Annotated in this window: 18 protein-coding genes and 1 rRNA gene; 4 read left to right on the top strand and 15 right to left on the bottom strand. The window is 37.0% G+C overall.

Going from position 1 to position 24,962, the window contains the following annotated elements; translation table 11 throughout:
- The first annotated feature begins 139 nt into the window (after positions 1-139).
- Positions 140-1,552, top strand: coding sequence for an APC family permease (locus BHE19_RS00105; protein WP_070905481.1), 1,413 nt, complete (start codon positions 140-142; stop codon positions 1,550-1,552).
- 304 nt (positions 1,553-1,856) lie between these two features.
- Here the strand turns inward: BHE19_RS00105 and BHE19_RS00095 are convergent, their stop codons facing one another.
- The 5 genes from BHE19_RS00095 to dinB form a co-directional block, all read right to left on the bottom strand.
- Entirely contained in the window at positions 1,857-2,318 is a 462-nt protein-coding gene (locus BHE19_RS00095) for a DUF1810 domain-containing protein (protein ID WP_070905479.1), read from the bottom strand.
- 174 nt (positions 2,319-2,492) lie between these two features.
- Positions 2,493-3,119, bottom strand: a complete 627-nt coding sequence (locus BHE19_RS00090; protein WP_017496748.1) for an alpha-ketoglutarate-dependent dioxygenase AlkB family protein — start codon at positions 3,117-3,119, stop codon at positions 2,493-2,495.
- Between the two features lie 48 nt (positions 3,120-3,167).
- Positions 3,168-4,556 (bottom strand): exonuclease domain-containing protein, encoded by a 1,389-nt coding sequence (locus BHE19_RS00085; protein ID WP_070905478.1) that lies wholly within the window; start codon positions 4,554-4,556, stop codon positions 3,168-3,170.
- Between the two features lie 107 nt (positions 4,557-4,663).
- Positions 4,664-7,717 carry a DNA polymerase III subunit alpha gene (locus BHE19_RS00080; protein WP_070905477.1) on the bottom strand — a complete coding sequence of 1,018 codons (3,054 nt, stop codon included), beginning with the start codon at positions 7,715-7,717 and terminating at the stop codon, positions 4,664-4,666.
- On the bottom strand, positions 7,717-8,898 hold the full coding sequence (gene dinB / locus BHE19_RS00075) for a DNA polymerase IV (RefSeq protein ID WP_089059939.1): 1,182 nt from the start codon (positions 8,896-8,898) through the stop codon (positions 7,717-7,719). Before dinB ends, BHE19_RS00080 begins: the two co-directional genes overlap by 1 nt.
- Positions 8,899-8,983: 85 nt before the next feature.
- On the opposite strand from dinB, the gene BHE19_RS00070 reads away from it, so the two are divergent.
- Positions 8,984-9,757: an XRE family transcriptional regulator gene (locus tag BHE19_RS00070; RefSeq protein WP_070905475.1), complete on the top strand. Its 774-nt coding sequence runs from the start codon at positions 8,984-8,986 to the stop codon at positions 9,755-9,757.
- Between the two features lie 326 nt (positions 9,758-10,083).
- On the opposite strand, the gene BHE19_RS00065 is transcribed toward BHE19_RS00070, so the two are convergent.
- The 10 genes from BHE19_RS00065 to BHE19_RS00025 form a co-directional block, all read right to left on the bottom strand.
- On the bottom strand, positions 10,084-10,845 hold the full coding sequence (locus BHE19_RS00065; RefSeq protein ID WP_070905474.1) for a phosphatase PAP2 family protein: 762 nt from the start codon (positions 10,843-10,845) through the stop codon (positions 10,084-10,086).
- 379 nt (positions 10,846-11,224) lie between these two features.
- On the bottom strand, positions 11,225-12,946 hold the full coding sequence (locus tag BHE19_RS00060) for a sensor histidine kinase (protein ID WP_070905473.1): 1,722 nt from the start codon (positions 12,944-12,946) through the stop codon (positions 11,225-11,227).
- 82 nt (positions 12,947-13,028) lie between these two features.
- On the bottom strand, positions 13,029-14,150 hold the full coding sequence (locus BHE19_RS00055; protein WP_070905472.1) for a histidine kinase: 1,122 nt from the start codon (positions 14,148-14,150) through the stop codon (positions 13,029-13,031).
- A gap of 92 nt (positions 14,151-14,242) precedes the next feature.
- A complete protein-coding gene (locus BHE19_RS00050) occupies positions 14,243-15,319 on the bottom strand; it encodes a porin (RefSeq protein WP_070905471.1) in 1,077 nt (358 codons plus the stop codon).
- A gap of 235 nt (positions 15,320-15,554) precedes the next feature.
- The gene (locus tag BHE19_RS00045) at positions 15,555-16,106 is read right to left on the bottom strand and encodes a K(+)-transporting ATPase subunit C (RefSeq protein ID WP_017496757.1); all 552 of its coding nucleotides are present in this window, start codon (positions 16,104-16,106) and stop codon (positions 15,555-15,557) included.
- 96 nt (positions 16,107-16,202) lie between these two features.
- Positions 16,203-18,236, bottom strand: coding sequence for a potassium-transporting ATPase subunit KdpB (gene kdpB, locus BHE19_RS00040; RefSeq protein ID WP_070905470.1), 2,034 nt, complete (start codon positions 18,234-18,236; stop codon positions 16,203-16,205).
- A 106-nt stretch (positions 18,237-18,342) separates the two neighbouring features.
- The gene (gene kdpA, locus BHE19_RS00035) at positions 18,343-20,061 is read right to left on the bottom strand and encodes a potassium-transporting ATPase subunit KdpA (protein WP_070905469.1); all 1,719 of its coding nucleotides are present in this window, start codon (positions 20,059-20,061) and stop codon (positions 18,343-18,345) included.
- A gap of 130 nt (positions 20,062-20,191) precedes the next feature.
- Entirely contained in the window at positions 20,192-20,269 is a 78-nt protein-coding gene (gene kdpF / locus BHE19_RS22200; protein ID WP_072975519.1) for a K(+)-transporting ATPase subunit F, read from the bottom strand.
- Positions 20,270-20,472: 203 nt separating this feature from the next.
- On the bottom strand, positions 20,473-20,754 hold the full coding sequence (locus tag BHE19_RS00030) for a DUF7674 family protein (RefSeq protein WP_070905468.1): 282 nt from the start codon (positions 20,752-20,754) through the stop codon (positions 20,473-20,475).
- Between the two features lie 314 nt (positions 20,755-21,068).
- Positions 21,069-22,412: a sigma-54-dependent transcriptional regulator gene (locus tag BHE19_RS00025; RefSeq protein ID WP_070905467.1), complete on the bottom strand. Its 1,344-nt coding sequence runs from the start codon at positions 22,410-22,412 to the stop codon at positions 21,069-21,071.
- Between the two features lie 439 nt (positions 22,413-22,851).
- On the opposite strand from BHE19_RS00025, the gene BHE19_RS00015 reads away from it, so the two are divergent.
- Entirely contained in the window at positions 22,852-23,856 is a 1,005-nt protein-coding gene (locus BHE19_RS00015) for an LLM class flavin-dependent oxidoreductase (RefSeq protein ID WP_070905465.1), read from the top strand.
- A gap of 909 nt (positions 23,857-24,765) precedes the next feature.
- Positions 24,766-24,962, top strand: a 16S ribosomal RNA gene (locus BHE19_RS00005); the annotation flags it as partial.

The following is a 24,962-nucleotide window of genomic DNA, read 5'->3' as shown; positions in this document are numbered from 1 at the left end:
AGTCGGAAGCTTGCCCGGGAAGGACACGTTCAATTTACTTTAGACTTTTGGAATTTGGAATTTCAATTTTGGGATTTAAAAATTGAAATCTTAAATTTCAGAAAAAAGTATATCTTTAACCAACCGAAAAACTAAAATTATGCAAGAAAACGACCAGGAACATTTTAAAAGAGAACTTGGATTATTAGACGGAACCATGCTTGTGGTAGGTTCTATGATTGGATCAGGAATATTTATTGTGAGTGCCGATATCGCCAGACAGGTAGGTTCGGCAGGATGGTTAACTTTAATTTGGCTGCTCTCCGGACTGATTACGGTTATAGCCGCAGTAAGTTATGGTGAACTTAGCGCAATGTTTCCAAAAGCAGGAGGACAATACGTGTATTTAAAGGAAGCTTACAATAAACTAATTGCCTTTTTGTACGGATGGAGCTTTTTTGCTGTAATTCAGACCGGAACAATTGCTGCGGTAGGAGTTGCTTTTTCAAAATTTGCAGCTTATTTGTACGAACCATTGAGCGATGAAAATATACTTTATGAATTAGGTTTCTTTAAACTCAACGCCGCTCAGTTGGTTTCGATTTTTACAATTATTGTATTAACGTTCATTAATAGTAGAGGGGTGAAAAACGGAAAAATTCTGCAAACCGTTTTAACCATCATCAAAATTTTGTCATTACTGGGATTAATTGTTTTTGGTCTAACCTTAGGTGCTAAAGCTTCAATCTGGGATGCCAATTGGACTGATGGCTGGGTGACACGTAGCTATAATGCCGAAAGCGGTTCATGGCTGCCTATTAGTGGAACCACTTTGATTACCGGAATTTCTGCCGCAATGGTGGGGTCGTTATTTTCCAGTGATGCCTGGAATGGAGTTACCTTTATTGCAGGAGAAATAAAAAATCCAAAGCGAAATGTTGGTCTAAGTTTGTTTTTAGGAACTTTTATAGTAACGATTATCTATGTGCTAACCAATTTGATGTATTTGGCGGTAGTTCCGTTTGAGGAGATTGCTACAGCTAAATCAGACCGAGTAGCGGTAGTGGCTTCACATTACATTTTTGGCAATATGGGTACATTGATTATAGCAATAATGATTATGATTTCGACTTTTGCCTGCAACAACGGATTAATTATGGCAGGTGCGAGAGTGTATTATACGATGGCAAAAGATGGTGTTTTCTTTAAAAAAGCAGCTGTTTTAAACGAGTCCAGTGTTCCTGGATGGGCTTTGTGGGCACAGTGTTTCTGGGCTTCGGCTTTGTGTTTGACAGGAAAGTATGGAGATTTGCTGGATTTTGTAATCATCATTGTATTGATTTTCTATATTTTAACGATTTACGGTATTTTTATTTTGAGAAAAAAGATGCCGAATATTGAAAGGCCCTACAAAGCTTTTGGATATCCGTTTTTGCCTATGTTGTATATTGTAATCGCAAGCGCAATCTGTATTTCGCTATTAATTACCAAATTCTCAACTTGTGGATGGGGAGTTTTAATTATGTTGACCGGAATACCAGTGTACTACCTGAATAAACCGAAAGAAGTTTAAAAGGAGGTGCTAAGGTGCTGAGATACTAAGGTTCTAAGTTTAAATGCGGTGTGAATTTGCCCGCGAGTTCTACGGATCAAGCGGATTAACGCTGGTTTTCTTTTTTTACTTTGATTTTATTTCAAAATATAAATGCTTTGTTTTTAGCAAGGCATTTTTTTATGGTTTATTTCCAGTAATAAAAAATTGGTACAAACCCGTTTCATCCGTAAAATCTGTGGGCCAAAAAAAAACACTACCATTTGCAAAAAGCAAAAAACGTAGTGTTTTTAATTGAAATGATCTAATGTATTGAAAAGGGGAATTATACCATTTCAGTTTCAACAGAAGATTCTATCGTTGAATTAATAATAGATAAAGTAAGAGGATCTGTTTCTCCTGAAAAGAAAGCATCCAAAATTTCCTGAAATACAGGATTTGTATTTTCTACCAAAGAGAAAAGCGTCATAGACGAACGTAATTTACGGGCGTCTAAATCTCCTAAAATTCCATCGGCTGATTTTCTTTTAAAAGTTAAAAACAGTTCAGAAATTTCGATAAGATGTTTTCCTAAAATAGGGTGTTCTAAAAATTCGGTTGCTTCTTTTAGATCGTTAATGGCGTAATAATTTGCTGTATCGCTCTTACCCAATCCTTTTATCTGAGGAAAAATGAACCACATCCAGTGTGTCTCCTTTTTTCCTTTTTTGATTTCGGAAAGAGCAGTAAGATAAAGTTTGTTTTGTGCATCTAAAAAACGCATTAAATCATTGTTTGAATAAGCCATTGTGGTAATGTATATGTAAAAAAAGGTTGCAAAAGTAGTAAAAAAGATAGGGTTTTCCTAGTAAAAGGTTCATACACTGAGGATTTTAACTTTTTGAGGAGGAATTTTCTACACTATTTTAGAATAGAAATAACGCCTTTTCAGTTATTATATTTCAGTACAAGTTTTAGAAAATCAGCTTTTTCTGTTCGTTCTTCTAAAGGTTAAGTTGATTCTTGGTAAAACATCTCGTGCCGTTTTTGGAACCTGATGTTGCCAAAAACTATTGGTCGTTCCTGACATTAACAGAAAGGAACCATGATGGAGCGGAATCTCCACCTGTGGGATTTCTTTCCGGAATTTATGACGCAATCGGAACATTCGGGTTTCTCCAAAAGTGACCGAAGCAATAATGGGGTCTGGGCCGGAGTTATGTTCTTTGTCACTGTGCCAGGAAACACCATCATTGCCATTTCGATATAAATTAAGCAGGAGACTATTAAATTCAAGCTGGGTTTCTCTTTCGACACGGCCTCTGATCGTTAATAATTCATAAGTCCAGTCAGGACCATTTGGATCTGCTCCAACATTATCTTTATCTTCGTACCATGAAATCATTCGGGGAGCTGTAACAATTTTATCATACATTTCCATTTCATATTCTCTCCATTTCGTTTGATGAAGTATTTTTTCATAAAAACGATCGGATTCTTCTTTGGTAAAAAAGTTGTCGATCAAAATAAGTTCTGCATCAGGCAAATCAAATATTTTTTTTCCTTTTAAACCTGTGGCAAATAATTCGGTATCGCTAAATAGTGTCATAAGTCAATACGTTAAGTTTATAGCTCTATTTTTAAAATTAGATTCGTTTTATATTCTTGATGTCAGCAAATTTTTGTTGAAAAAAACTTTTCGGGGATTCTTCTCTGCATAGGCAAAAATCAACTGTTCAATGTATTGATTGCTTTTATAAGGCGTTGCATAATTTTTTACTTCTGAAGGATCCGTAATCGCAACATCTAACGGAATATATCCCATACCATAAAAATGACCGTTTTCTATCCAAATGCAACTGCGTTCGTGCGCTGTTCGTCCTTTTTCTATAATGGCAAAAGTGGGCCTGTTATTTTGTAAAAAATCAATAGCATTGTCGACTTGCTCATTGTGGAGGAAGGTATCCGGCAAATCTGTGATATCATTATTTTGAAATAGCTCTCCTTCTTCAGCTTTTGAATATTTGCAAAATCTATAATCAATTTCAAATCGTTCTGCTAAACCCCGCAGTATATTTGTGGCTTCGTGTAAACTACTGAAGTGCTCAATACACGACTGAAATTTATTGAGTTTCCCGATAGCCAGATACTTATATCCATTACGGGCTTCATATTGATACAATCCAAATTTTGGTTCAAATCGCTTTAAAGCTCTATTGTAAGTAGGCCAAAGATGTTTGATTTCAGTACATTCCAACAGAAGTGCCATCAACTCGTTGCCACAAACTTCATAGGAAATGGAATAAATATCCCGTAAGAAATGTTGTCTTTGCGGATTGATATTGTGGCCGCTGAAATGAGAAGCAACACGTTTTTTTATATTAACCGCTTTTCCCACGTAGATTACTTTTTTTACCTCATTATAAAAATAATATACCCCTGGTTTTTCCGGTAAATTATTAAAATCTTCCGGAGGAAGGTTAGGAGGTAAGCGCTGATCCTGTGCCGTGTTTTTGATCATTTGTTCGATATGACCTTCATCGTCCCATTCGAGTAATCGCGAAAACAATATAGCAGTAGCTTCTGCGTCGCCTCCGGCGCGATGCCTGTTTTCTAAAGGGATGTCGAGCGAATTGCAAAGCTTTCCTAAACTATAGGAGGCGAAACCCGGTCTGATTTTTCTGGCTGCGCGAACGGTACATAACTTTCTGGCTGTCCATTTGAATCCGGATGCTTCAAGCTGGTGGCGAACAAACGAATAATCGAAATTGACATTATGAGCAACAAAGATCCGGTCGTTTAGCAATTCCATTACTTTTTCGGCAATATCATCAAAAATAGGAGCATTGGCTACCATTTCATTATTAATACCCGTTAAGGCAAAAATGGGAAGCGGTATTTCCTTCTGCGGATTTACGAGCGTCTCAAAGCGTTCCATTACTTTTTTGCCGTCGTGAATGACAATGGCAATTTCTGTAATGCAGCTGCCACTGGCGTTACCACCTGTGGTTTCAATATCGACTATGGCATATTCCTGCTTTTTCATCTTATTTGTATAACGTCTAACTTATTTCTTTTTAGTTTTCAGTCTCAGTATGCATTTTTTTAAGGACTGTTTATTTGGCTGAAAACGGTATCGACTGCGATTGAAAACTAAAACTTCATTCGGTGTCGGGGTAAATTAATTTCATGTCTCTGCGGATAAGGCTCCCGATGTGTTGGACTGACGTCTTCCTTAATCTGGCGCTGTGTTTTAAACTGATCTTTAGCATCCATATAACGAGGATCGGGAATAAAAGGCATTTTGGCCATTTTGGTTATGGTTATGGTTGGAAAATGATAATCGACTTCGACATTTCCCAGCAAAAGATAGCAACCACCACCCTGAAAAGGATAGTTTGCGAGACTGTCCGGAAAATGTGCGGTGTCAAAATAAGTACCTTCATGATCGATCCAGGTGCCAAAATACATGGTTCCTTTTTTGGTAGGAACTTGTTTTCTTGAAATCAGATAAGCAAGCATACGAACCTGTTTTTTATGACAGGCTGTTAAATCTCTGGCCATGATATCACCTCGGTATTTAGTTTGCAAAAGATCAAAAACAGTACAGGAAACAGGAAAACTCAGGAGCTCAATCTCATCAAAGGCATCTTCATATAAAGAACGTTCCAAAGTTGGGAGTTTGTATTCTTTTACCGGTTCCTGTATCAGCCTCAGATTTCTGTTTTCGGGTTTGAAATTGTTCAAAAGCAAACTGGCAACAACTAAAAGCTGATTTTTGGTTTTTCCTGTAAAACGAAAAGCATCTATAAAAATTAGAATTTTCATGTTTTCAATCCCAATAGGAATTCTGTTGATAAAATCCTCCAATGAAAGAAAATCACCATTTTTCTCCCGCTCTGATTCGATCAAATGAGCTGTTTTGGATTCCAGACTCTGCACATGCATAAAGCCAAGATAAATGTCTGTACCGTATAAAGTAGTCTGATATTCGCTTTTATTCACACAAGGGTTGTGTATGCTTCCGCCAGACATACGTGCTTCGTGTACGTAAACCTCGGTTCGGTAAAATCCGCCCTGATTGTTGATGACCGCCGTCATAAATTCTACAGGATAATAAACTTTCAGGAACAAGCTCTGATAACTTTCTACCGCATAAGAAGCCGAATGTGCCTTGCAAAACGAATATCCCGCAAAAGATTCAATTTGGCGGTAGATCTCCTGACTCAGTATTTCAGGATGTCCTTTTTGAGCACAGCAGGCAAAAAAGTTGTCTTTTACTTTTTGCAAGGCTTCAAGGGATCTTCCTTTTCCGGACATCGCTCTACGCAGGATATCACCATCTGCAGCGGGCAGCCCTCCATAATGTTGTGCAATTTTGATCACATCTTCCTGATAGACCATAATGCCGTAAGTTTCGCCAAGCTGTTCCTTAAAAACGTCATGGAAATACTGAAACTGATTGGGGTTATTATGGCGAAAAATATATTCTTTCATCATTCCGGATTGCGCTACACCAGGGCGAATGATAGAGGAAGCGGCTACCAAAATTTTATAATTGTCGCAATTCAACCGGCGTAGTAAACCACGCATGGCAGGGCTTTCGATATAAAAACAGCCAATAGTGCGACCCTGAGCCAGATAAATGTTGCATAAAGCTTCGTCTTTAGAAATCGAAGTATTGCGAATATCGACTTTTATCCCTCTGTTTTTCTCGATGAGTTTTACACTGTCATCAATATGGCCAATACCTCGTTGACTTAGGATATCGAATTTTTCGAAACCAATCTCTTCGGCAATGTGCATGTCGAAAAGCACGATAGGAAAGCCTTTTGGAGGCATTTCTAATGGTGTATAATTCGTAATGGGTTCTTCGGAAATCAAAATACCACAGGCGTGCATACTGCGTTGATTGGGGTATTTGCTGAGCATCTGACCATAATACTGAACCTGTTTTACAATTTTATTGGTTTCATGAAGTTCTTCGGGATTTTTAGCCAGCATATCCAATTCTTCTTTCGGAAGACCAAATACTTTTCCCACTTCTCTATAAATAGAACGGTATTTAAATTCGACATTGGTACCGCAAAAAGCCACATAGTCTTTACCGTATTTTCCGAAGATATATTCCAGAATTATATTGCGTTCCTGCCAGCTCCAGTCAATATCAAAATCGGGAGGAGTTTTGCGGTTGAGGTTTAAAAAACGTTCAAAATATAAATCCAGTTCAATAGGGCAGATATCGGTGATTCCGAGACAATAGGCAATAATGCTGTTGGCACCGCTTCCACGGCCAATATGCATAAACCCCTGACTGTTGCTGTACTGAATAATGTCCCAGGTGATTAAGAAATAGCCGCTGAATTCTAATTCATCAATAACTTTCAGTTCTTTTTCGACGCGTTTTTTGGCTTCCTGATTTTCGTCTTCATAACGGTTTTTGAATCCTTTCCAAGCCAAATCAGTCAGTTTTTCTAAATCTTCCTGACGGCTATTAGTATAGAATTTTTTGTTTTTCGGAACTCCAAAATCATATTCAAAATTACAGGAATCAATAATTTTCTGAGTGTTGGATATAATTTCAGGATATTTTTCATAAAAAGGCAAAAGAGATTCCAAGGATTGCAGAATTTCAGAAGCTTTACAATAATCAGATTCAGTTAGTTTAGATAGAATAACATTAGTATCAATTGCCCGGAGAATTTTATGCAGATTGTGTTCTGTTTTAGTCCTAAAAGTAACAGGCTGTAAAACGACCATCTGATCTATTTTATTTTTGTGTTCGGATGTAAGAAGTCTGGAAACTTCTTCAGGACGAATCCCGATGAATTCATTTTCGCGAAGAACTTCCGGAGCATTTTCTAAAGTATAAATCACGAAAACGGATTTGAATTCAGGTGCAATTGAAGGCAAAACTTCTCCGCTGAAATTATGATGGGTTAAGAAGCGGTTCATTTCGCCCAAACCTTCTGCATTTTGTGCCAGACCAATATATCTGAATTGATGACGGCATCGAAATTCCATTCCCACTAAGGGTTTAATTCCTTTTTCCTGACAGGCTTTTATAAAATCATAAATTCCGGTAATAGTATTGATATCTGTAAGCGCCATTGCTTTTATCCCACAAGAAACAGCCTGGCTAATCAATTCTTTAAGCGGAATTGTGCCATATCGTAATGAGTGGAAGGAATGACAATTAAGATACATTATTTGATACGTTTTAAAATTTCGTCTTTAGTATTGGGTTTAAAATGGGCTCCTGCGCAACGCATTACAGCATCATAGCCATAACGGTTTTTTATTTGGTCCATAGCGGCGTAGAGTGATAGCATTTCCTGAGTATCTTCAAAAAGATCAATTTGATAAGTTCCGCGTACGAGTCCGCTAAAGCGAATGCCAATTAAGCGAAGCCGCATTCGGCGTTGATAGACCTTATCAAATAATTCGGTTACATTTTTGGTCAGAATATGATCTGCTGAGGTATAGGCAATTTTAGATTGTTTGGTCTCGGTATCAAAATTAGCGTAACGTATTTTGACTGTAATCGTTGAGGTCAGCCATTGTTCGGCGCGAAGCTGGAAAGCCAGTTTTTCGACCATTCCTAAAAGTATTCTTTTGAGTTTTGCAATGTCAATCGTATCCTGAGAAAAAGTGGTTTCGGTAGATATTGATTTTCTTTCCGTATAAGGTTCAACGGGAGTGTGGTCGATTCCATGTGCTTTTTTCCAGAGCTCCAGACCGTTTTTGCCAATCATTTGCTGTAAAACCTCGGCAGGCATTTCGGCCAGCGTCTGAATTTTGCGAACGCCAATTCTGGACAAAAGCTGAAAAGTAACTGCTCCGACCATTGGAATTTTCTGAATCGATAAAGGATTTAAAAAGTCCTGTACATTCTGTTCCTGAATTTCAAGATTCCCTGTCGGTTTGCCTTCTCCGGTTGCAATTTTAGAAACCGTTTTATTAATCGATAATGAAAAACTAATAGGCAGTCCGGTTTCTTTCATTACAGATTGGGCCAGCTCATTAGTCCATTTATAACTGCCGTGAAATTTATCCATTCCGGTAATGTCGAGATAAAATTCATCGATACTTGCTTTTTCTAAAACAGGTGCTTTTTCCTGAAGAATTTCTGTAACATCATGGGATAATTGCGAATACAACTCCATATCGCCTTTCATCACTTTTGCATCAGGACAGAGTTTTAATGCCATACGAATGGGCATAGCAGAACGGACTCCAAATTTGCGGGCTTCATAAGAACAAGAGGCAACAACGCCACGATCACCACCTCCAATAATTAGAGGTAATCCTTTTAATTGTGAGTTGGTTAACCTTTCACAGGATACAAAAAAAGTATCCAGATCCATGTGTACAATTGCCCTTGCCATTTTCTTGTTTTTTGGAATAAACAAAATTAGTACAGATAATAACATTTTTCATATATTTGCTGTTCCAAATTATAACAAATTAATTATGTCCTTATTTTCAGACAACATCAGAGCATTAAGGGTTAAGCATAAAATATCGCAGGAGAAATTAGCTGAAAACCTGAGTATTACAAGAGGAAGATACGTGAAATACGAAGACGGAACTTCGGAAGCACCGTATGATATTTTAAAGAAAATCGCCTTGTATTTTCATACCAGTATCGATTTATTATTGTCAGTCGATATTCGGAAAATAAACATCGAAAATTTGATAAAACTCGAAGGGAATCGGCTTATTCTGCCTATTCAGGTTGATAATTTTGGAGAGAATTATATCGAAATTGTATCCCAAAGAGCAAAAGCCGGTTACCTGAACGGATACGCCGATCCGGAATATATTGAAAGTTTACAGCAGGTTTCTCTTCCGTTTTTAGGTCCTGGGAAACATCGCGGATTTCCGGTAGAAGGTGATTCGATGCCGCCACACGAAGACGGATCGATTATTATTGGACGTTATGTGGAAAGGCTGGGAGAGGTGATGGACGGTAAAACGTATATCCTGATTACCAAAAATGAAGGAATGGTTTATAAACGTCTTAATAAGAACAAAAAAAATAGTCTGGTTTTAGAATCGGATAATAGTTTTTATCCCAATTATGAAGTGAAAGCTTCTGATATTTTGGAGATTTGGGAATACGAGTGCAACATTGGCCGTTCGGACAAAAAGCAACAATTGTCTGAAACGGAAAGCATGAAAGAACTGCTTCTTCAGGTTAAAAGAGAGGTGATGGAGATTAAGAATAATACTTCGAATGCATAAGATTTCAGAACGAAGATTAACGATTTTTGATCTAAACCCGATTTATAATTGATATCCGTTTGTCGGTCTGAGCGGAGTCGAAGATCTTTTGTGCCAGAAAGCCCTTCGACTCCGCTCAGGGAGACCATGATCAATAGGCATTTTTTTTAGCCACAGATTACACAGATTAGAAGGATTATTTTTTTTCGCCACGACCCGAGCGATAGCGAACGGATGAAGTAATTCACGAATTATTTTAAATCAAAATTCGTGAATTCGTGGCGAAAAAATCCAGACAAAGTCAATCAAAAAATCTTTTTAATCCTTTTAATCTGTGGCAAAAAAAACTAAAAAACCTTCACAAAACCCAATCCATATTGTTTGCCATTATAAAAAGGCATTACCATAGAAGTGGATTTGTTTTCGGAAGAGGATTTAAATAATTTTTTGGTAATGTACGGATTCAGCCAATAGGCAATTTTAGTACTCAAAATTCCAATTCCGGCTCCGGCAGCAACATCCGTTAACCAATGACGGTTGTTGTATATTCTGAAAAGGCCCGTTCCGGTGGCTACAGCATAACCCGCAATTCCGTACCAAATTGATTTGTCTTTGTATTCCTGCCATAAAAATTCCGCTCCGGCAAAAGCAGTTGCCGTATGTCCTGAAGGGAAAGAGTTTTTTGAACTTCCATCAGGTCTTTCTTCATGGGTGATCGATTTTAAACCCAAGACAGTTGAAGCCATAATAACGTATGAAGTTACAAAAATAACAGAGCGGTCACGTATATTGTTTTTTCCCTTTACACCAAAAGCATTCAGGGCATAAACCGTGGCTGCAGGCGCGTATTGCGAGAAATCATCAATAGTGATTTTTTTGTCAATGTCCTCAGTAACTTCGTTTTTAATTTGCGAATTGAAACTTAGTAGCTGATCACTTTCAAGCCCAATTACTCCATAGCCAATTAAAACGCCCGGAATGATTAGCTGCTTGTAATTGAATTTTAATTGTTGTGAAGTACTGTCAACTTTCGTAATCGAATCATTTTGCTGTGCCTGAGCACCCAAAAAAACAAATAAAAATACCAGAGAAATCGCTTTGTAAAACATCTTCGTTATTGTTAAAAGTTGCAATATTAACGTATGTATGCACGAAGTATTTTTGGTTTAACTGAACCTTAAGCGAATATTAACCTGCTGGCTTTGAAATAAATAATTGAATTAAGATTGACTAAATATTATGCCGATTTGGATGATCACCCTGAGCGAAGTCGAAGGGCTTTGTAGTAGAAAAGGTCTTCGACTTCGCTCAGACTGACGAATGTCATAAAATTGAATTTGGCTGTTAATTAGGCGGATTAATAACGCAGATAAGATGGATTTTCACCGTATAAATAAAAAAATCCGTTTTTATCGGTTTAAATCCGTGTCATCCGTGTGCCATTTTAAAATTAGCACAAGTAACAGATAGTTATAAAATTGAATTTATCTAAACCTTTAAGGAAAACCAAAACGTACTTCCCAGGCCTAAATTACTCTCAACACCAATCGTTCCGTTTTGAGCTTCAATAAATTCTTTACTGATGGCGAGCCCCAATCCGGTTCCTGATTTCTGACTTCCCGGAATCTGAAAATATTTATCAAAAACTTTATCTTTGTAGCGTGCATCAATTCCTTTTCCGGTATCGATAACCTGAAACGTAATCTGATCGTTTTCTTCTTTTAAGCGGATGATAATTGTACTTTTTTCAGACGAGTAGGTGATCGCATTCGATAAATAATTAATCAAAACCCATCCTGTTTTTTCACTGTCGGCTTTTACATTTTGCAGATGTTCATTGGCCTCAACGACGAGTTTAATTTGCTTTTGCTCTGCCTGAATTTTTACCGCTTCGGTTGCATAATTTACAATGGCGTACGGATTGCTTTTTTCGATGTTTAACTGGATATTCCCGGTTTCTAATTGAGATAAATTAAGCAATTCACCCGTAATTTTCAATAAACGCTGACTGTCTTCTTTAATGCTTTCAACCAGTTGTTTCTGGTCGTCGTTCATCTCGCCCGTTTTATTATTCTGAAGCAATTGAAGGCTCAGTTTTATAGAGGCAATCGGTGTTTTTAATTCGTGTGAAACGGTTGCAATAAAATTAGTTTTTGCAAAATCGAGTTCTTTAAATAAGGTAATATTTCGAAGGATGATAACATCTCCAATATTAATTTCTTTTTCTTCGCCTGTTGGAGTTATGGTAATATTGATCGTTTCTTTATCAAAATAACTTTCTTTTCCGTGGGCAAAAATCTTCATCGGCTGTTTTTTCTGAGAATCATTTGCCGGTTCTTTCAGAATCAAAGAGCGAATTAAATCATTGGAAACTGCCAAAGCAGAAGCGGATTGACCAATAACATCTTCCAGTTTCATTCCGATAATTTTCAGGGCTTCGTCATTCACAAACAAAATAACACCTTCATGGTCTAAGCCAATAATAGGGTCGTGCATGTTATTGATGAGGGTTTCCAGTCGTTTTTTCTCGAAGAATAATTTGTACAAACTACTATTGTTGTATTCCTGGAGTTTTTGCGCCATGGTATTGAAGGATTTTGCCAGATCACCGTATTCGTTGTGATTGGTAAAATGCACCCGTTCCGAATAATTTTTATTGGCAATTTCTTTAATACTCTGGGTAAGTTCCTTAATTGGATTGGCGATATTGTTGGGCAGATTAATCAGTAAATTAAAGGCGATTAAAAAGCAGAGCGTTCCTACAATAGCAATCCACAGATTGGCATTTTCGGCGGTATGTTTGGCAATATCGCTTTTTTGTTTGATGGCATCCAGATTGAGTTTCATAATCGAAAAAATATCCTGCCTGATTTGTGCTTTTACCGTTTCGTTAGAACCGTTTTTTTCTAAAAGGGCAAAGTCATTTTCCAGTTTAGCAGTGGCTTCTTTTTCTCCGGGTTCTGTAACATTGCGGGTCTGTTTCTTCAGATATTCCTTAAAAGTATGAATCGTACTATCACTATTTACTTTGATTTCATCTAGTGACAAAATCATATTTCTGGAATATTCCAGCGTATTGTAATTTGCTTTCAGAATATTTTCGGTATCTGCTTTGATCAAAAACACAGCATATCCGCTCACTAATGAGAGTATAATAATCATTAAAAATAACAATCCGACTCCCAGATTCAATTTGGTTTTAATTCTCATATTTTATTTTTTCTAGTAAAAAGTTAGTTGTGAAATGTAAAATGTATTTCACAAAAACATCTCACATTTTACATAAAACATTTCACGATAATATAACAAGATCCACATTTGATAAAGACAGACTATTTAACAAACGTCTGAAAATGGTTGTAGACAAAATTACTTTAAATAAATTTAAATGTGGTTTTCCAATACAAACCGTTGTAATATGTTTTTCTTCAACAGTCATTAAAATGGCGTCGGCAATATTTTGGTTCTCTGTTTTAATAACTTCGGCACCCAACTGAACAGCCAGTTTAAAATTATTAATCAAATGCCGTTGTTTGTCCAATGCAATTTTGGTGCTGCTTTCTTTGGGAGTTTCTACATACAAAACATACCAGGAACCGTTGTAATAACTAGCCAGACGCGCCGCTTTTCTGATTACAATTTTGGCTGTTTTATCGTTGCTGCTAATACAGGCCAGTAATTTTTCGTGTCTTAAAGCATGCAATTGAGGTACTTCGTTTTCTACTTTTCGCACTACTTGACTGGCTACTTCTTTCAAAGCCAATTCGCGCAGTTGTAAAATTTGTTCCGATTTGAAAAAATTAGACAAAGCGGTCTGAATTTTATCTGCCGTATAAATTTTTCCTTCTTTCAGACGGGCAATCAAATCTTCAGAGGTTAAATCGATGTTTACCACTTCGTCGGCCAATCGTAAAACATTGTCCGGAATACGTTCCTGAACATCAATGCTTGTGATGCGTTTAACGTCTTCATTTAAACTTTCAATATGTTGAATATTTACTGCCGATATCACATTGATTCCGGCTTCCAGAATTTCCAAAACATCCTGCCAGCGTTTTTCGTTTTTGCTTCCTTCAACGTTGGTGTGTGCGAGTTCATCGACAATTACAACTTCGGGTCTAAGGTTGATAATTGCCTGTACATCGAGTTCTTCCAGCTCTTTCCCTTTATAGAAAATGGTTCGCCGTGGAATCACAGGCAAACCAGATAAAAGCTCATGCGTTTCTTTTCGCATGTGCGTTTCGATGTAACCAATTTTTACATCAATTCCATTTCTTAAGAGGGAATGTGCTTCCTGCAGCATCCGATAGGTTTTACCCACACCGGCACTCATTCCGATGTAGATTTTGAATTTTCCCTTTCGTGATTTCTGAATTAAATCGAGAAAGTGCTGTGCATTATTTTCTTTTTCCATATTTTTTGCTTTAAGCAATAAGCAGTAGGCAATAAGCAGTAGGCAATAAGCAGTAGCACGAAAGCTTACTGCTTAAAGCCTATAGCCTAAAGCTAAAAAGAAATCGCCAGCGAAGTCGTTACAAACGCGTTCGTATTCGTTGGGAGATTGTTTTTTGTAAATATTTCATCTTTACTGGAAAGATTTCTTGCTTCTAATCTAAACATTACATTATCAGTTACTAAGTAATCAAAGTTAGCTGAAAATCCGTAAGTTTTAAAACCATTTGGAGTTTCTGTGGCAATAATTACTCCTTTTTCATCACTATAATATTCACCTCGGGCTGCCAGCTGAATTTTATCAGTTGGTTTGTATTGGACAATCAAAATCGGAGAAAACCAGGTGTCGTATTTGTTACTGTTTTTAGCCGACTGTTGTGTTCCAATATCAAAACCGGCTGTAATATTGGTTTTATCCGTTACTTTAAATTGTCCGTAGAAATTATTGAAGTAACGCCATTTTTTGTCGATATCCGGTTGTTCATTTCCAACATAAGTACTCCAGTTTAAAACCACTTTGTCTGTTGGTTTGTAAGTGACCTGAGTTCCAAATGCAGGAGTTTGATTGCCTTCTACTTTTTGGATGCGCTGCCAGCCGTTTAAATACATACCGGCTAAATACCATTCTCCGGATTCAGACGTGTAACCAATTTTAACTCCTGTTTCATAATAAGGAGAGTTTTCAGCCAGAATACTTCGGGTCAGATTTTGACAATCTTTTCCGATAGCACTTTCAAAACCAAGATGCGAAGGCATAACTCCCGCATCGACCCATAAGTTATGAGAAGAGGAAATCTTCACTCCCACATTTGCTTCATATACATTTTTTAACAAACCCTGTTCGGCTGCAAGGTTGTATTCGGCATAAGTTCCGGCCATCAGCGCAAAATTTCCGCGTACATTGCCTTTGCTGTAGTTCACTTTTACCAATCCTAAATTGATGTTCATTTCATTACTTCTATTGTAGTTGTAAATAAATCCCGGACGAGTATGATTATCCGGTTTTGCGAAATCATAGCTGTAATAAACGTCTACATATCCTGAAAATGTAAACGGACTTTTAGATTCTTCCTGAGCGTGTAAATTGCTAAAACCAAAAGCGATTAAAGCAGTAAGTATTGTTTTTTTCATTTCTGTGGTATTCAATTATTTATTTAGTAGATTTTTTTAGGAGCTAATCCCGCTATCCACTGCAATCTTTTGTGTCCGCAGCGGCGGACACAAAAGGATTTCCGTTTCTATCGGGGCTAGGGTATTTGGGGCAAAAAGGAGTTTTGTATTATAATCGATTTTATATCCTAACAGGTTTCCAAAACCTGTTCGAAGAAAAACCTTAGAACCTTAGTATCTCAGTATCTCAGTACCTTTATTTCAATTGATCAAGAGCAATGTTAAGTTCCAGAACATTAACCGTTGATGGACCTACAACAGCGGTATTGATTTTAGATGCTACCAAAGCTTTCACTTTAGCTTCGTCTAATTTTCTTTCTTTGGCAATACGTTTTACCTGAATCAAAGCACCTTGTGGTGAAACATTCGGATCTAAACCGCTTCCTGAAGCTGTAACCATATCTGCCGGGATCTCTGATTTTTTCAAATATGGATGAACGATTAAAAATGTATCCACTCTTTTTTGAACCAAAGCCAGATATTCCGCATTGCTTGGTCCTTTATTGCTTCCGGCACTTCCGGCGGCATTATAATCTACAGCCGAAGGCCTTCCCCAGAAATAATTGGATTTATCGAATTTCTGACCAATTTTTTGGTACCCTACCACTTTTCCGTTAACCGAGATTGTTTCTCCTTTTCCTTGATTTGGAGCAAATTGAGCGATTCCGTAGATTGCCAGAGGATAAATAACGGCAAACAGAATTACGGTGATCAGTGTAAGTTTTAATAGTGAAAGTATATTTTTCATTTTTTTTATTTTTTAAGTTTCTGAGACGCTAAGTCTCTAAGATGCTAAGGGAAAAACTCAGAATCTTAGCAGCTTAGTCCCTTAGTAACTTCATGTTTACATAAATAGAGCAACAACTATATCAATTAACTTAATTCCGATAAAAGGCACAAGCAAACCACCTAAACCATAGATCAATAAGTTTCTTTTTAAGATCGCACTTGCTCCGATTGGTTTATAATCAACACCTCTTAAGGCTAATGGAATCAATATAGGAATAATCACCGCGTTAAAAATTACAGCCGATAAAATGGCACTTTCCGGACTGTGCAGGCGCATGATATTTAAACCTTCCAATGCCGGGATTGCCGTGATGAAAAGAGCAGGAACAATAGCAAAATATTTCGCTACGTCATTGGCAATAGAGAAAGTAGTCAGCGTACCACGAGTCATTAATAACTGCTTACCAATTTCGATGATCTCGATTAATTTCGTTGGATCATTGTCAAGATCCACCATGTTTCCGGCTTCTTTAGCGGCCTGTGTTCCGCTGTTCATGGCAACACCCACGTTAGCTTGTGCAAGGGCAGGAGCGTCATTGGTTCCGTCACCCATCATGGCAACTAGTTTACCCAGATTTTGTTCGTTTTTGATGTAGTTCATTTTATCCTCAGGTTTTGCTTCGGCGATAAAATCATCCACACCGGCAGCCTCGGCAATAAACTTCGCAGTAAGCGGATTATCTCCGGTCACCATTACCGTTTTAACGCCCATTTTTCTCAAACGGTCAAAACGTTCTTTCATCCCCGTTTTAATAATATCCTGTAATTCGATAACCCCCTGAACCTGATTGTCTTTAATAACTACCAGCGGTGTTCCTCCTTTAGAAGAAATATCAATTACTTTTTGAGCAATATCTTCCGGGAAAGAGTTTCCGGCCTGAAGTGTTATGTTTTTTGCAGCATCCTGAGCTCCTTTTCTAATATTGGTACCGTCTTTTAAAACAACTCCGGAAGTCCTGGTTTCTGCGGTAAATTTGATTAAAGTAGCACCTTCAATGGATAATTTATTGGCAAGTTCGGCTCCAGCCAATTCCACGATACTTTTTCCTTCCGGAGTGTCATCTGCCAATGAACTTAGTACGGCAGATTTTATAAAATCTTCTTCTGAAACACCTTTCGCAGGATAAAAATTCGTTGCTTTTCTGTTTCCAATGGTGATGGTTCCGGTTTTATCCAAAAGTAAAACGTCAATATCTCCGGCAGTTTCAACTGCTTTTCCTGATTTTGTAATAACGTTAGCACGCAACGCTCTGTCCATACCCGCGATACCAATAGCTGAAAGCAAACCACCAATTGTAGTTGGAATTAAACATACAAATAAAGAGATGAAAGCAGCAATTGTGATAGGTGCATTTGCATAATCTGCGAATGGTTTTAAAGTCACGCAAACAATTATGAAGATTAAAGTAAAGGCAGCCAGTAAAATCGTCAAAGCAATTTCGTTTGGTGTTTTCTGACGGCTTGCACCTTCTACCAAAGCAATCATTTTGTCTAAAAAGCTTTCGCCGGGTTCAGACGTTACAATTACTTTTATTTTGTCTGATAATACTTTTGTTCCACCGGTTACAGAGGATTTATCACCACCGGCTTCTCTAATTACAGGAGCACTTTCTCCCGTAATGGCACTTTCGTCTATAGTAGCCAATCCTTCGATAATTTCACCGTCAGTGGCAATTAAATCACCCGCTTCACAAATGAAGATATCTCCTTTTTTCAATTCAGAAGAACTGATGTTTTTGATTTCTCCGTTAGGTAAAATTTGTCGGGCCGGAGTTTCTTCACGTGTTTTTCTTAAACTGTCGGCTTGTGCTTTTCCTCTGGCTTCAGCAATAGCTTCAGCAAAATTGGCAAACAATAAAGTGGCCAGTAAAATTAAAAATACAATTAAGTTGTAAATGAAACTACCCTGATCTGCAGCTCCCATTAAAATGGAAACACAAACAGCAAACATAATGGCAGTTCCTATTTCTACGGTAAACATTACCGGATTTTTGATCATCAATTTTGGATTAAGCTTTACAAAAGACTGCATCAAGGCTTCTTTTACCTGTTTGCTTTCAAACAATGATGTGGATTTATTATGAGTCATTTTTCTTTGTGTAAAATGTTATTTGTGAAATGTTATTTGTGAGATGTAAGATGTAAAATGTTAATTGTGAATACGATTTCATTTTACACCTCATATTTCACATTTTTTACATTGTAAAGTATTCTGCCAATGGACCTAGAGCCAATGCCGGGAAGAATGATAAAGCAGCGATAATTGCGATTACGGCAAAAACCATTATTCCAAAAATTGTAGTATCCGTTTTTAAAGTTCCTGCACTTTCCGGGATGTATTTTTTACCTGCCAGTAAACCTGCGATAGCCAATGGTCCAACGATTGGAATAAAACGGCTTAACAATAAAACAATTCCTGTAGTGATATTCCAAAACGGATTATTATCTCCTAAACCTTCAAAGCCTGAGCCATTGTTGGCTGCACTTGAAGTATACTCGTATAACATTTCTGAGAATCCGTGATTTCCGGGATTGTTAAGCCAGCCTGTTGCGTTTCCGCTAAACCACCATCCCATTGCCGTATCGTTTGCCGCAAAATAAGAAGCTAAAGCAGTTCCGGATAAGATCAATAGTGGGTGAAGGATAGCAATAAAAGCGGCAATCTTAACTTCACGGGCTTCGATTTTCTTTCCTAAAAATTCAGGTGTTCGTCCTACCATCAATCCCGAAATAAATACAGCAAGAATAATGAAGATATAGAAGTTCAGAATACCAACACCACAACCACCGTAGAAGGCATTTACCATCATGGCAAGCAATTCCATAGCTCCTGAAACCGGCATTGAACTGTCGTGCATACTATTTACAGAACCTGTAGAAATTACTGTTGTAGCAATACTCCAGAAACCTGAAATGGCTGGCCCTAAACGAACCTCTTTTCCTTCCATTGCTCCGGTTGTCTGAGCGATTCCTATTTTCTCAATAGCAGGATTTCCGTTCATTTCGCTCATTACCGTCGGGATAACAAGCAAGAGGAATCCAACCGTCATAACGCCAAAAATAACATAAGATAATTTTCTTTTTTTCAGATAAAAACCTAAAGCAAAAATCATGGCAAACGGAACAATCAATTGTGCCCATAACTCAACCGCATTACTAAAATAGGTTGGGTTTTCCAGCGGATGTGATGAATTGGCTCCAAAAAAACCACCACCGTTTGTACCAATATGTTTAATAGCAATAAAGGCAGCAGCAGGTCCGCGGGAAACTTCTACATGGTCACCTTGTAAAGTTGTAATAGCATCTTTTCCTTCAAACGTCATAGGAGTTCCGCTAAACAATAGAGCAACTGCTACAATAGCAGAAAGAGGCAATAAAATACGCGTACAGCTTTTGATGAAATAATTGTAAAAGTTACCTAGTTTTTCAGTTGTTCTTTCCTTCATTGCAGTGAAAACCATTGCAGCTGCGGCCAGTCCTACACCCGCAGAGACAAATTGAAGAAACATTAGGAACATTTGCGACAGATAAGAAACACCGCTCTCTCCTGAATAATGCTGTAAATTACAATTGACAACAAATGAAATGGCAGTATTAAAAGCCAGATCCGGACTCATCGACGGGTTGTTATCGGGATTTAAAAACAATGATCCCTGGAACAATAAAATAAAGAAGCAAAGAAAGAACCAAATCATGTTAATACCTAAAAGAGCTTTTAAGTGTTGTTTCCAGTTCATTTCTTCAGTGGAATTGATACCACTGATTTTAAAGATAATTTTTTCAATTGGATTGAAAATTGGGTCAAAAAGTGTTTTGTCACCTAAATAAACTTTAGCAATATATTTTCCTATTGGAATGGCTAAAACTATCGTGATGATAAAAATACCAATGACACCTAGTAACTCTGTATTCATATTTTGTTTGTTAGAAATTAAATAAAGTTTAAGCTTTTACAAATACATGATAAGTATGATAAAGGCTAATGTCCAAGCCATGTAAACAGATACCAGAAATATTTTTTTGGATTGTGACTTTTTCATTTTTTTAAAATTTTTCGGGTTTGATTAATACGTAAACCAAATAGCCAAAAACGGCGATCGAAATAATAAATAGTGCTGTCATGATTTAGATTTTTTCAAAAAATTCAACAGATTTGAAACAAATGCCAAAGAGCAGGGCACCCAGTGCAAGTAAAAGAAAGGTGATTAACATAGATTATTGGATTATTAGATTGTTGGATTATTAGATTTGTTATTTGTGAAATGTTAGTTGCGAGTATGATTTCATTTTACATCTCACATTTTACAATTTGCATTTTGCCGAAATCAGACTCCTGAAGTATTAATTTGTCTAATGTATTCTGCTCTAAGCGTTTGCGGAAAAAGATGTGAAATATTGCAGTGACGCATTTCCATAAAAGAAGAAACAGAGAAAACATATACATTTGAAATGGCGTTCTTAGTTTCGAAACTTCCGCTGATGAACAGGCGTTCAGCAAGTGCAAGACATTTTTTTGCCCGAACAATATTGCCGGATATTATTGATTTTTTAGTTATCTCAGCAAAGCGTTCTGCTTGTTTGTAGATTGAAGTGACTTGATTTTTCATCAGAATGAATTTTTGTGTTCTTCCCTCTTATGCCAAAAGTCAGACCTAAATTGTAAAGGAATAGGTAAGGCGTTGCTGATAAACGAATTACGAGTTTGTGCCAAAAATGAGGCATAAAAAAAGCCTATCAAAATGATAAGCTTTTATTGAAATGATAAGATAATTTTAAGTTGCTTGTGAAGTGTGAAAAGTAAAAAGTGAGGTGTAAAATGTAAAGAATAAGATGTGAAATGTAAAAGGTAAAATAGGATATTTAAAAAGTAAAAAGTCAGAATTTCACAAATCGCATTTCACATTATCACATTGTCACATTACTACTGAATCCCATACTCGTCTAATTTTCGATACAAAGTTGCAATGCCAATTTCGAGTAAACGGGCAGTTTCGGCTTTATTTCCTTTGGTATAATTTAATACCTTCTGAATGTGCAGTTTTTCAATACTCTGCATCGAAAAGGCCGACATTTGCTTAGTGTTTTTCTCTGTTTCCTGTTGCATTTCGTATGGTAAAACAGCTGAGGTCAGCGTATCGTCACTGCTTAAAATAACCGACCTTTCGATAATGTTTTTAAGTTCACGAATATTTCCCGGCCAGGAATAATGTTCTAATTTATGGATAAAATCATCACTTATTTGTAATGTCTTTTTATTCGTTTTTTCAGAGAATTGTTTGACAAAAGTATGTGTTAAAAGCGCAATATCTTTTATTCTTTCACGTAAAGGCGGAAGTGTAATCTCAAAAATGTTTAGACGGAAATACAAATCCGAACGAAAACGGTGTTCTTCGCTTTCTACTTTTAAATCTCTGTTTGTTGCGGCAATCAGTCTGAAATTTGATTTCTTTGGAGTGGTATCTCCAAGCGGAATGTACTCGCTGGTTTCTAAAACACGCAATAATTTGGCCTGCAGTTCAATAGGCATTTCTCCAATCTCATCCAAAAATAAAGTACCGCCATTGGCCTCTTCGATAAAACCTTTTTTATCTTTTAAGGCTCCCGTAAAAGCACCTTGTTTATGTCCGAAGAGCTCACTTTCGAGAATTTCTTTGCTGAAAGTACTGCAGTTTAAAGCCACAAAAGATTTACCTGTACGATTACTGTTTTCGTGAATAGCTTGCGCAAAAACCTCTTTTCCGGTGCCGGTTTCTCCGGTTAGTAAAACAGTCGAGTCCGTTTTAGCTACTTTTTTGGCTAAATCGATCACCTGTTCAATCCCTTTCGATTTTCCTATGATGGTACTGAAAGAGTATTTATCTCCGATGCGTTTTTCAAGCTGTTTGACCTTTTTTTGCAAATGTACTTTTTCGACAGCTTTATAGAGTAGTGGAATAATTTTATCATTATCGTCACCCTTTACAATATAATCGAAAGCACCATTTTTCATGGCCTGAACACCATCCGGAATATTCCCGAAAGCGGTAAGTAAAATCACTTCAATTAAAGGGAAGCTGGTTTTTATATTTTGCAAAAAGTCAACGCCATTTCCGTCAGGCAATTTTACATCACATAAAACGACATCAATATCAGTTTGTTCGAGTTTTTTAAAACCCGATTTCAAATCTTTGGCCTCAATCACTTCAAATCCTTCCGATTTAATAATGCGTGCCAGAAGACTTCTTAGTTTTTCTTCGTCGTCTATAATTAAAATTTTATGTGTCATTTGGGGATATTGTTAAAGCGGGGAGTTAATTTCGAGATACAAATTTACTCTTTAAATCTTTTGACTTACGTATTGTGGGATAAATTTGAAGAAAAAATGGAGGGTTAAATTTAGGTTTAAAAAGTAAAGCGTCCTGTTTTTTCTGAAATTGCTCCAGCGGAGTAAAATGTTTCTGGTAAATGTAATTTTCAGGTATCAAAAAAGCTCCAGAGCAGTGAAATATAAATCTTTTGTGATGTTCCTGAATGAAGTGAAATATTTTTATAAATATAGAATCTATGTCTCTATTAGTTAAAAGCAATTATGCTAAGAGATTATTGAAAATTGTATTTATTATAGTGTTCTGTTCTTACGAAAGAAATATTATAAATCTATTAACAACAGAAAGCAAAAGGTATCCATGTAAATGAAGTAGTTTTGTATTCTAGCATTTTTTTATATGAAAAACCCAATTTCAGTCTCATTATTAGAGCTCGCTATCATCACTCAGGATAGCAATGCCAAAGAAACATTTCAAAAAACAAAAGAAATAGCGCAACTAGCAGATAATTTAGGATACAAGCGATTCTGGCTTGCAGAACATCACAATATGGCACATGTTGCCAGTTCGGCTACGGTGGTGTTAATTGGTTACATTGCCAGTCAGACTCAAAATATTCGGGTAGGTTCCGGTGGAATCATGCTGCCCAATCATTCTCCTTTAATAGTAGCAGAGCAATTCGGGACCTTGGAAATACTTTATCCGGGCAGAATCGATTTAGGTTTAGGAAGAGCGCCCGGCACAGATCAACCAACGGCTGAAGCTATTCGAAAAGATTTCTTTGAACAGGCACAGCGGTTTCCGCAAAACGTAACCAAACTTCAGGATTACTTCTCGGTAGAAAATGCAACAGCAAAAGTACGAGCATTCCCGGCCGAAGGAACAAATGTTCCTATCTGGATTTTAGGTTCAAGTATGGATAGTGCTGCCCTGGCTGCTGCTTACGGATTGCCTTATGCATTTGCAGGACATTTTGCTCCCCGACAAATGATACAGGCGTTTGAATTCTATCGTGAAAATTTTCAGGCATCAGATACATTGGATAAGCCTAAAACCATGGCGTGTGTCAATATCGTTGCCGCAGATACCAACGAAGAAGCCGAAAGATTGTCTACAAGTCTCTATCAGATGTTTTTAAATTTAATCCGAAACGACCGCAAAGGATTACAACCGCCTGTAGATTCCCTTGATGATATTATGAGTGAAGAAGAACGTTTCCATGTGAATCAAATGACAGCTTGTACTTTTACAGGAGATCAAATACAGCTGGAAGCAGATCTTAAAAAGTTTATCAGTTATGCACAGATCGACGAGTTAATGGTAACCAGTCCAATATTCGATCGTCAGGCTAAACTTAAAAGTATTCAAATTACAAAAGAAGTTATCGATAGCCTAAATAAGTAACTACATATATGTAATAATAGATTTGTTTATTGTACCTACTATAGTATACAACCCGACAGGTTTTCAAAACCTGTCGGTTTTTTTTTTTTTACTACCTATATATAAGGAGTGATTTTGTCCAGCTGAATATAAGATTAGTTTTTGTCCAGCTGAGCGAAGTCGAAGCTTTATCCCGCTATCCGCTTCAATCTTTTGCTTTTTAAAGGAAAAATCAAAAGGATTTCCACTACTATCGGGGCTAGGGTATGGGTTTTCAAAAGAAATAAGACAAGAAAAACAAAAACTTCGCGGCTTTGCGTCTTTGCGAGATTAGTAAGAAACCAGTAAAAATGGGGCTTTGTATCTAGTAGTTTCATTTGAACGAAGAAAAACCTTTCAAAGCTGAAAATAATTTAATTTGTAAAAGAGGTGTTATCAGGGTGTTAGGAGAAAGTTTCGAAAAAGATTAAAAATAAGTTTAGAAAAAGCTTGTAAAAGCGGATAAAGTGACTACTTTTGCACCCGCAACAGCGATAAACGTTCACCGAAATACTGACAAGCGAAGGAATTAAAACGAAAAGAAATTTTCAAAAAAAGATTCTAAAAAGCTTGCGAGTAAAGAAAGAAAGTTTTAAGTTTGCACCCCGCAAAACAAGGGAAGTTCATTGAAAGATTGGTAAGGAGAGAAGTTAAAAACGAAAATAAATTTTCTAAAAAAAAACTTCAAAAAATTCTTGCCGATTAGAAATAAGTTTTCTACTTTTGCACCCGCTTTGAGAGACAAGCGAAATTAAGAAAAAAGAATACGTTCGTAGACATATTGAATTGACAGCCGTTTCGATGAAAATCGGAACAAAAGAATAAGAGTAATAGAATCGTAAGATTCGAAAAGAACCGATAGATATTCATCGCAATATAATATAAAAATATACGATGAAGAGTTTGATCCTGGCTCAGGATGAACGCTAGCGGCAGGCTTAACACATGCAAGTCGAGGGGTATATGTCTTCGGATATAGAGACCGGCGCACGGGTGCGTAACGCGTATGCAATCTACCTTTTACAGAGGGATAGCCCAGAGAAATTTGGATTAATACCTCATAGTATAGTGACTCGGCATCGAGATAC

The organism is Flavobacterium tructae (assembly GCF_001853485.1).
Classification (GTDB): Bacteria; Bacteroidota; Bacteroidia; order Flavobacteriales; family Flavobacteriaceae; genus Flavobacterium; species Flavobacterium tructae.
Note: the sequence above shows the minus strand (reverse complement) of the source record. Positions and strands in the feature narration are given on the sequence as shown.

Bases quoted from the DNA above. Each gene is read 5' to 3' on its own strand.
- kdpB (WP_070905470.1), bottom strand. From the start codon at position 18,236: ATGACTCATAATAAATCCACATCATTGTTTGAAAGCAAACAGGTAAAA.
- BHE19_RS00055 (WP_070905472.1), bottom strand. From the start codon at position 14,150: ATGGAAAAAGAAAATAATGCACAGCACTTTCTCGATTTAATTCAGAAA.
- BHE19_RS00105 (WP_070905481.1), top strand. From the start codon at position 140: ATGCAAGAAAACGACCAGGAACATTTTAAAAGAGAACTTGGATTATTA.
- BHE19_RS00030 (WP_070905468.1), bottom strand. From the start codon at position 20,754: ATGAAAAATCAAGTCACTTCAATCTACAAACAAGCAGAACGCTTTGCT.
- BHE19_RS00090 (WP_017496748.1), bottom strand. From the start codon at position 3,119: ATGACACTATTTAGCGATACCGAATTATTTGCCACAGGTTTAAAAGGA.
- BHE19_RS00050 (WP_070905471.1), bottom strand. From the start codon at position 15,319: ATGAAAAAAACAATACTTACTGCTTTAATCGCTTTTGGTTTTAGCAAT.
- kdpF (WP_072975519.1), bottom strand. From the start codon at position 20,269: ATGACAGCACTATTTATTATTTCGATCGCCGTTTTTGGCTATTTGGTT.
- kdpA (WP_070905469.1), bottom strand. From the start codon at position 20,061: ATGAATACAGAGTTACTAGGTGTCATTGGTATTTTTATCATCACGATA.
- BHE19_RS00015 (WP_070905465.1), top strand. From the start codon at position 22,852: ATGAAAAACCCAATTTCAGTCTCATTATTAGAGCTCGCTATCATCACT.
- BHE19_RS00025 (WP_070905467.1), bottom strand. From the start codon at position 22,412: ATGACACATAAAATTTTAATTATAGACGACGAAGAAAAACTAAGAAGT.
- BHE19_RS00060 (WP_070905473.1), bottom strand. From the start codon at position 12,946: ATGAGAATTAAAACCAAATTGAATCTGGGAGTCGGATTGTTATTTTTA.
- BHE19_RS00065 (WP_070905474.1), bottom strand. From the start codon at position 10,845: ATGTTTTACAAAGCGATTTCTCTGGTATTTTTATTTGTTTTTTTGGGT.
- dinB (WP_089059939.1), bottom strand. From the start codon at position 8,898: ATGGCAAGGGCAATTGTACACATGGATCTGGATACTTTTTTTGTATCC.
- BHE19_RS00080 (WP_070905477.1), bottom strand. From the start codon at position 7,717: ATGTATCTTAATTGTCATTCCTTCCACTCATTACGATATGGCACAATT.
- BHE19_RS00085 (WP_070905478.1), bottom strand. From the start codon at position 4,556: ATGAAAAAGCAGGAATATGCCATAGTCGATATTGAAACCACAGGTGGT.
- BHE19_RS00095 (WP_070905479.1), bottom strand. From the start codon at position 2,318: ATGGCTTATTCAAACAATGATTTAATGCGTTTTTTAGATGCACAAAAC.
- BHE19_RS00070 (WP_070905475.1), top strand. From the start codon at position 8,984: ATGTCCTTATTTTCAGACAACATCAGAGCATTAAGGGTTAAGCATAAA.
- BHE19_RS00045 (WP_017496757.1), bottom strand. From the start codon at position 16,106: ATGAAAAATATACTTTCACTATTAAAACTTACACTGATCACCGTAATT.